We start from the raw sequence: 7,882 nt of genomic DNA, 5'->3' as shown, positions 1-7,882 counted from the left end.
GATGTCTCAGGCCAATCGCGCCTTGTTGACGGAAAATGCCGTTGTGCTGTGGCTCCAGGCGGATCTGGAGCTGTTATGGCAAAGGGTGCGTCACAAGAATACCCGGCCCTTGCTGCGCACTGCCGATCCGCGCGCCAGCTTGGCCGCGCTTTATGAACAACGCGCACCGATCTATGCGCTGGCCCCCTACCAGGTGGCGGTCGCACCGGAATGGTCGGTGGAAGAGACGACAGAGCATGTCTTTGTCGCCCTCACCAAAGCCGGCGCGATAGAGGAATATCAGACATGATTGAAAAGGTGCATGTGGCGCTTGGTGAGCGTGCTTATGATGTCTGCATCGGTGCGGGGTTGATCGGTGCCGCGAGCGCCGAGATCGCCCCCCTGCTGCGGCGGCCAAAGCTGTGGATCGTGACCGAGACCAATGTGGCCGGGCTGCACCTCAATGCGTTTCAAGATGGGCTGCGGCAATCCGGGATCGCAAGCGAGGCGCTGATCCTTCCGCCCGGTGAGGCCACGAAAAGCTGGCCCTTTCTGACGCAGACCGTGGAATGGCTATTGGCCGAAAAGGTCGAACGGCGCGATATCGTGGTTGCCCTCGGCGGTGGGGTGATCGGCGATCTTGTCGGCTTTGCTGCCGCCATCTTGCGGCGCGGTGTTCGCTTTGTTCAGGTGCCGACCTCGCTTTTGGCGCAAGTCGATAGCTCGGTCGGCGGCAAGACCGGCATCAACACGGCACATGGCAAGAACCTTGTGGGTGCATTTCATCAACCCAGCCTTGTCTTGGCAGATATCGATGTGCTGGCCACCTTGGCCCCGCGCGATTTTCTGGCGGGCTATGGCGAGGTGGTCAAATACGGGCTCTTGGGGGATGCGGCGTTTTTCGACTGGTTGGAGCGTCATGGCCCCGCGCTTGCGGCTGGTGATGCGCCCCTACGTGCCGAGGCGGTGCGGCGTTCGGTGCAGATGAAGGCCGATATCGTGGTGCGTGACGAGACCGAACAGGGCGACCGCGCGCTTCTCAACCTCGGGCATACTTTCGGCCATGCGCTGGAAGCGGCAACCGGGTATTCCGATCGCTTGCTGCACGGCGAAGGTGTCGCAATCGGCTGTGCGCTGGCTTTTGCATTGTCGGCGCGGCTTGGCATTTGTCCGCAAGAAGAGCCAAGCCGGGTTCGCGCGCATCTGGCCGAGATGAAGATGATGCGCGATCTATCTGATATTTCGGGTGATTTGCCGAATACCGATGGGCTGTTGTCATTGATGGCACAAGACAAGAAGGTGCTGGACGGTCAGCTCCGCTTCATCCTTGCGCGCGGCATCGGTCAGGCTTTCGTCAGCGCAGATGTGCCGGTGGATGCCGTTCGCGGTATCTTGAGCGAGGCATTGGGTCAGCGTTGACGCGTGCGCGGCATGGCTCAATCCTTGCCGCGATAGGGTTCGACGTATTGCAGCGCCATGTCCCAAGGGAAGAAGATCCAGGTATCTTGGCTCACCCCGGTGATGAAGGTGTCGACCATCGGCTCGCCCATGGGTTTTGCGTAGACCGTTGCAAAATGCGCCTTTGGGTATAGCTGACGGACCAATTCCAGCGTTTTGCCCGTGTCGACCAGATCATCGACGATCAGCACGCCCTCGCCATCGTCCATGATGGTGTTGTCGGGGCTTTTGAGCACCTCCGCCTCGCGCTGCTTGTCGGCCTTGCCGCCACCTGCGTGGTAGGATTTCACGCTGATCGTGTCGACGGTGCGGATATCGAGTTCTCGCGCCACGATCATCGCGGGGGCCATGCCACCGCGCGTGATCGCCACCACGGCACGCCATGCGCCATCGGCCCCGGGGCCGCGCTTGTCGAGCCGCCATGCCAAGGCGCGTGCATCGCGATGAAGCTGATCCCAGGAAACGTGAAAACCTTTTTCATGCGGCAGCGGCGTGATCATGGCTTAGTCTTCCTTTTTATCAAGGCTGAGATCGGGGGCATCGGGGTTCTTCATGCCGATCACATGATAGCCCGCATCGACATGCAAGACCTCGCCTGTCACCGCGCTCGACATATCCGACAAAAGGTAGAGCGCAGATTGGCCGACCTCATCCTGCGTCACTGTGCGGCGCAGGGGAGAGTTATATTCGTTCCACTTCAAGATGTAGCGGAAATCACCGATGCCCGAGGCCGCCAGCGTCTTGATCGTACCCGCCGAGATCGCGTTCACGCGGATGCCGTCGCGGCCCAGATCCTCGGCCAGATACATCACCGACGCTTCCAGCGCAGCCTTGGCCACGCCCATGACGTTGTAATGCGGCATGACCTTTTCGGCGCCGTAATAGGTCAGCGTCAGCAGGCTGCCGCCATTGGGCATCATTTTTTCGGCGCGCTGGCAGACGGCGGTGAAAGAATAGACCGAGATGTTCATCGTCATGGCGAAATTGGCGGGCGAGGTTTCGACATAGCGACCGCGCAGCTCGTTCTTGTCGGAAAAGCCGATCGCGTGGACCACAAAGTCAAGGCTGCCCCACTCGGCCTGCAATTGCGCGAAGAGCGCGTCGAGCGATGCTTCGTCGCCGACATCGCACGGGATCATCAAGCTTGAGCCGACGCTTTGCGCCAAGGGCTGTACACGCTTGAGAAGTGCGTCGCCCTGATAGGAAAAGGCCAATTCCGCCCCTTCGGCGGCAACGGCTTTCGCAATGCCCCATGCGATGGATTTGTCATTTGCCAGCCCCATGATGAGCCCGCGCTTGCCTGTCATCAAACCCATTATCGTCCCCATATGCCAATCGTGCCATGCAGTTCTGGTAAGCCATCACCTCCCATGCTTCAAGAGAGGCGGACTTGCTGTCAGGGGTGCAGGGCGCTAGCTGATGAGCGTGGGACACGGACATGGTCAGAAAAGGATGGCATCGATGAGCGAGCGCACGGGTATTTTCGCCGGTCATGATCCCTTTCTCATCGCGCAGGAATGGTTGTCAGCGGCCGAAGGGACCGAACCCAATGACCCCAACGCCATTGCCTTGGCGACCGTCGATGCCGATGGTCTGCCGAATGTGCGCATGGTGCTGTTGAAGCAGATCGAGCAGCAGGGCGCGGGGCAGGGCGCGTTCGTCTTCTACACCAATTACGGCAGTGTGAAGGGGGCCGAGATCGTGGCGGCGGGCAAGGCGGCCTTTGTGCTGCATTCCAAGACGCAACGCCGCCAGATGCGGGTGCGCGGTTTGGTCGCCCGCGAAGATGGGCCAGCGGCGGATGAATATTTCGCCTCGCGTTCGCTCAAGAGCCGATTGGGCGCTTGGGCCTCGAAGCAGTCGCAACCGCTTGATAGCCGTGCCAGCCTTTTGGCCGATGTGGCGCGCATAACCGCGCAATATGGCACCAACCCGCCGCGCCCACCCTTTTGGGGCGGTTTTCGGATCGCGCCGCTCGAGATCGAATTCTGGGCCGATGGGGCCTTTCGGCTGCATGATCGGTTTCGCTGGTCACGACCGACGCCTTCGGCTGAATGGCAGATTCAGCGTCTAAATCCCTGAGGGCGCATTTACCTTGTAAATGTTGACATTTTCGCGATTTCACGATGCGTGAAAATGCAAAACATTGGTATAATGCGTAATTTTTAACTTGTGTCCGCGGATTTTGGTAACCAAAACGTTACCAGAGGGACACCGCCCATTATGGGCAAGTTACGGGATAGGCCAGTATGGCGGATGAAATATTGGAAGAGCCACTCGTCGTCGAGGGGCGCGTGAAGTGGTTCGATGTGGGCAAGGGTTTCGGATTTATCGTATCCGACGATCCCGGCCCCGATATTTTGTTGCACGCCAATGTGCTGCGCAATTTCGGGCAAGGATCGGTCGCAGAAGAGGCCCGCATCACGGTACGGGTTCAGGTGACACCGCGCGGGGTGCAGGCCAGCGAGGTCTTGGCGATCTCAGCCGCCGCAGGCCCCGATGGCGAAGATTACGACACCACCGAGGATCTGGCGCCGGGCGTGGCCTTTGTGCCTGCGCGGGTCAAGTGGTTCGACAAAGCAAAAGGCTTTGGTTTTGCCAATGTCTTTGGTAATCCTGAGGATGTGTTCGTGCATGCCGAGGTGCTGCGCCGTTGTGGGTTGGCCGATCTCCTTCCGGGTGAGGCCGTGGCGATGAAAGTCGTCGCAGGACCGCGCGGCAATATGGCCGCCGAGGTACGCAGCTGGGATTACGTCTGACGGAGGTGCGCATGCGCCCGTTTGTTCTGGGCGCGGCGACCGCGCTGATGGTGTTTGCCGGCACGGCCCAACAGGCTTGGGCCTGTCGCGCCGATCAGGTCGAGATCAGGGGTGACTTCGGCACGGTGCGGTTTCGGATCGAACTTGCCGATACGCCCGCCGAGCGCGCGCAAGGGTTGATGTTCGTGCGCCAGATGCCGCAGATGTCGGGCATGTTGTTCGTCTATGAACGGCCCGAAAGCGTCAGCTTCTGGATGGAAAACACGCCGATCCCGCTGGACATGATCTTTGCCGATGCCACGGGCACCATTCAGCGCGTCCATGCCGAGGCTGTCCCCTTTGATCGGACGCCGATTCCCGGCGGCGATGGCATACAATATGTGCTCGAGATCAACGGTGGTTTGGCCGAGAGTTTCGGGATCACTGCGGGCGATGTGATGCGCCATTCCGCGATGATGCAGAATATCGCCGCATGGCCATGTGGTGCCCCCTGATCGGCGGGGCTTTCCAAGTCGGCGCGCGCGCTTTAAAGGGGTGCCAGTCGGGGCGTAGCGCAGCCTGGTAGCGCGTCTGTTTTGGGTACAGAAGGTCGTGAGTTCGATTCTCGCCGCCCCGACCACTTTCCGAAAATTTCTACTAGATGTTGTAGCGGGCGCCCCGCCCGCAACATCATATTGCCATGCGCTTTGCCCTCGCGCGGTTTCTCCACAAGATCTTGTGCCGCCGTTTTGCCACGATCCGTCCCGCGCACGACCCGCGGGGCGCCTGTGGAAAGGCTTCAAGCGTCGGTTCAATGAATCGCCCTAAACCTCAATGAACAATGCCGTTCTTCACCCTCCCACGTTTTTGCGGTGCTGGAGGGGAATCGGAATGTGGCGGGGGCGAGAAATTTTATGGGCGTTTTTCAACCAATTTTTCCGCCTGCGACTTACAAAAAAGTGATTGACCCGATAGGTCGACCTACGTCAGGTTGTGTGGGTCGAGACAAGCCAACACTAGATATGGTGGTTCTCGGCGGGGACGGGGAGACACCCCAGCACGTTAGCGCAGACCCGGGTAAGCGGGTCGGGCATCGGAAGGCCGAAGGGCTCGCCGCGTGCAGGTTTGTCTTGTCGATCTCCGATGCGGTCAGCGCGCAACGTCGCGGTCGGACCATGCTGATGGGAACAAAGTGCTAGAAGAGGCAGCCAGATGAAAATTGAACGCAGATTTACCAAAGCCGGCGCGGATGTTTATGCCGATCTCGAATTCACCACCACCACCTCAGAGATCCGGAACCCCGACGGAACAGTCGTGTTCAAATTGGACAATGTCGAAGTGCCCACTGGCTGGAGCCAGGTCGCATCCGATGTGATCGCACAGAAGTACTTCCGCAAGGCAGGCGTGCCTGCACGGCTCAAGCCGGTCAAGGAAAAGGGTGTTCCCGAATTCCTTTGGCGGCAGGTGGCCGATGAGGAAGCACTGGCCGCATTGCCCGAAGATGCCCGCATGGGCGGCGAGACCTCGGCGCGGCAGGTGTTCCGGCGTCTGGCGGGCGCTTGGGCCTATTGGGGCTGGAAGGGTGGCTATTTCACCACCGAATCCGACGCGCGCGCCTATTTCGAAGAGATGCAACTGATGCTGGCGCGCCAGATGGCGGCCCCCAACAGCCCGCAATGGTTCAACACCGGCTTGCATTGGGCCTATGGCATCGATGGTCCGGCACAGGGCCACTATTATGTCGACTACAAGACCGGCAAGCTGACCAAGTCGACCTCCAGCTATGAGCATCCGCAGCCGCACGCCTGCTTCATCCAGTCCGTCGCCGACGATCTGGTCAATGAGGGCGGCATCATGGACCTCTGGGTGCGTGAGGCGCGCCTGTTCAAGTACGGCTCTGGCACCGGCACCAATTTCAGCCATCTGCGCGGCGCGGGCGAAAAGCTCTCGGGCGGTGGCAAATCCTCGGGGCTGATGGGCTTTCTCAAGATCGGTGACCGCGCGGCTGGCGCGATCAAATCGGGCGGCACCACGCGCCGCGCGGCAAAGATGGTCATCGTCGATGCCGATCACCCCGATATCGAGGCCTTCATCGACTGGAAGGTGATCGAGGAACAAAAGGTCGCCAGCCTTGTCGCCGGCTCCAAGACGCATGAGAAGATGCTCAACGCGATCTTCGCCGCGATCGGTGGCTGGGACGGTGCGATCGACGATGCCGTCGAGCCCACCAAGAACGACACGCTGAAAAAAGCGATCCGTGCGGCCAAATCCGCGTCGATCCCGGAAACCTACATCAAGCGCGTGCTGGATTATGCACGCCAAGGCTACACCGCGATCGAATTTCCGACTTATGACACCGATTGGGATAGCGAGGCCTATTCCAGCGTTTCGGGCCAGAACTCCAACAATTCGATCCGCGTCACCGATGCCTTCCTCAAGGCGGTCGAGACCGATGGCGAATGGTCGCTGATGAACCGCGTCGGCGGCAAGGTCTCCAAGACGATCAAAGCGCGCGATCTGTGGGAAAAGGTGGGGCATGCCGCATGGGCCTGCGCCGATCCGGGCATCCAGTTCCACGACACGGTCAACGCATGGCACACCTGCCCCGAGGATGGCGCGATCCGTGGATCGAACCCTTGCTCGGAGTACATGTTCCTTGACGACACGGCCTGCAACCTTGCCTCGATGAACCTGTTGACCTTCTACAAGGACGGGCAGTTCGACGCCGAAGGCTATATGCATGCCTGCCGCCTTTGGACGCTGACGCTGGAAATCAGCGTGATGATGGCGCAGTTCCCCTCCAAGGAGATCGCGCAGCAAAGCTATGATTTCCGCACGCTGGGTCTGGGCTATGCCAATATCGGCGGGCTCTTGATGAACATGGGCCTTGGCTATGACAGCGACGAGGGGCGCGCGATGTGTGGCGCGCTGACCGCGGTCATGACCGGCGTGGCCTATGCCACCTCGGCCGAGATCGCCTCGGAACTCGGCCCCTTCGCAGGCTTCGAGCGCAACCGCGAGCATATGCTGCGGGTGATGCGCAATCACCGCGCCGCCGCGCATGGCATGACCGAGGGCTACGAGCAGCTGAACGTCGCGCCCGTGCCGCTCGATCATGGCAACTGCCCCGATCAGCACCTTGTCGCGCTGGCACGCCAAGCATGGGACGAGGCGCTGAGCTTGGGCGAGGCGCATGGCTACCGCAACGCGCAATCCACAGTGATTGCGCCCACCGGCACCATCGGCCTTGTCATGGATTGCGACACCACCGGGATCGAACCCGATTTCGCATTGGTGAAGTTCAAGAAGCTCGCTGGTGGCGGCTATTTCAAGATCATCAACCAGTCGGTGCCTGGCGCGCTTGAAACCTTGGGTTACGCCAGCCACGAGATCGAAGAGATCATCGCCTATGCCGTCGGCCATGGCACGCTGGGTCAAGCGCCCGGCATCAACCATACCGCGCTGATCGGCCATGGGTTCGGCCCCGCCGAGATCGAAAAGATCGAAGCGGCGCTGCCTTCGGCCTTTGATATCCGCTTCGTCTTCAACCAGTGGACGCTGGGGGCGGATTTCTGCACCAAGACCTTGGGCATTCCCGCCGAAAAGCTGAATGATCCCACCTTTGAAATGCTGCGTCATTTGGGCTTCAGCAAAGCCGATATCGACGCCGCCAATGACCATGTCTGCGGGACCATGACGCTTGAGGG

Annotated in this window: 8 protein-coding genes and 1 tRNA gene; 7 read left to right on the top strand and 2 right to left on the bottom strand. The window is 60.3% G+C overall.

From position 1 onward, the window contains the following. On the top strand, window positions 1–289 hold a 289-nt coding region (locus ACTG4J_RS13610; RefSeq protein ID WP_439140286.1), incomplete at its 5' end, for a shikimate kinase. After that, on the top strand, window positions 286–1,398 hold the full coding sequence (gene aroB / locus ACTG4J_RS13605) for a 3-dehydroquinate synthase (protein ID WP_439140285.1): 1,113 nt from the start codon (window positions 286–288) through the stop codon (window positions 1,396–1,398). The genes ACTG4J_RS13610 and aroB, both read left to right, overlap by 4 nt. A 17-nt stretch (window positions 1,399–1,415) precedes the next feature. On the opposite strand, the gene gpt is transcribed toward aroB, so the two are convergent. Both gpt and fabI read right to left on the bottom strand, forming a co-directional pair. Then, window positions 1,416–1,937 carry a xanthine phosphoribosyltransferase gene (gene gpt / locus ACTG4J_RS13600; RefSeq protein ID WP_439140284.1) on the bottom strand — a complete coding sequence of 174 codons (522 nt, stop codon included), beginning with the start codon at window positions 1,935–1,937 and terminating at the stop codon, window positions 1,416–1,418. Window positions 1,938–1,940: 3 nt separating this feature from the next. Continuing rightward, window positions 1,941–2,753 carry an enoyl-ACP reductase FabI gene (gene fabI, locus ACTG4J_RS13595; RefSeq protein ID WP_439140283.1) on the bottom strand — a complete coding sequence of 271 codons (813 nt, stop codon included), beginning with the start codon at window positions 2,751–2,753 and terminating at the stop codon, window positions 1,941–1,943. A gap of 145 nt (window positions 2,754–2,898) precedes the next feature. On the opposite strand from fabI, the gene pdxH reads away from it, so the two are divergent. The 5 genes from pdxH to ACTG4J_RS13570 all read left to right on the top strand — a co-directional run. After that, entirely contained in the window at window positions 2,899–3,519 is a 621-nt protein-coding gene (gene pdxH, locus ACTG4J_RS13590; RefSeq protein ID WP_439140282.1) for a pyridoxamine 5'-phosphate oxidase, read from the top strand. Window positions 3,520–3,686: 167 nt separating this feature from the next. Next, window positions 3,687–4,196 (top strand): cold-shock protein, encoded by a 510-nt coding sequence (locus ACTG4J_RS13585; RefSeq protein WP_439140281.1) that lies wholly within the window; start codon window positions 3,687–3,689, stop codon window positions 4,194–4,196. A gap of 11 nt (window positions 4,197–4,207) precedes the next feature. Further along, on the top strand, window positions 4,208–4,690 hold the full coding sequence (locus ACTG4J_RS13580) for a DUF192 domain-containing protein (protein ID WP_439140280.1): 483 nt from the start codon (window positions 4,208–4,210) through the stop codon (window positions 4,688–4,690). Between the two features lie 48 nt (window positions 4,691–4,738). Next, window positions 4,739–4,815: transfer RNA gene (locus ACTG4J_RS13575), tRNA-Pro, on the top strand. A 572-nt stretch (window positions 4,816–5,387) separates the two neighbouring features. Beyond that, window positions 5,388–7,882: adenosylcobalamin-dependent ribonucleoside-diphosphate reductase (locus ACTG4J_RS13570; RefSeq protein WP_439140279.1), on the top strand; the 2,495-nt coding region annotated here is incomplete at its 3' end.

Origin of the sequence: Roseicyclus sp. (assembly GCF_965662675.1) — a bacterium.
Taxonomy (GTDB): Bacteria; Pseudomonadota; Alphaproteobacteria; order Rhodobacterales; family Rhodobacteraceae; genus Roseicyclus.
This window is presented reverse-complemented; position numbering and strand designations above follow the sequence as displayed.

Excerpts from the sequence above, each read along its gene's own strand:
- aroB (WP_439140285.1), top strand. The coding sequence starts at position 286 with ATGATTGAAAAGGTGCATGTGGCGCTTGGTGAGCGTGCTTATGATGTC.
- gpt (WP_439140284.1), bottom strand. The coding sequence starts at position 1,937 with ATGATCACGCCGCTGCCGCATGAAAAAGGTTTTCACGTTTCCTGGGAT.
- fabI (WP_439140283.1), bottom strand. The coding sequence starts at position 2,753 with ATGGGTTTGATGACAGGCAAGCGCGGGCTCATCATGGGGCTGGCAAAT.
- pdxH (WP_439140282.1), top strand. The coding sequence starts at position 2,899 with ATGAGCGAGCGCACGGGTATTTTCGCCGGTCATGATCCCTTTCTCATC.
- ACTG4J_RS13585 (WP_439140281.1), top strand. The coding sequence starts at position 3,687 with ATGGCGGATGAAATATTGGAAGAGCCACTCGTCGTCGAGGGGCGCGTG.
- ACTG4J_RS13580 (WP_439140280.1), top strand. The coding sequence starts at position 4,208 with ATGCGCCCGTTTGTTCTGGGCGCGGCGACCGCGCTGATGGTGTTTGCC.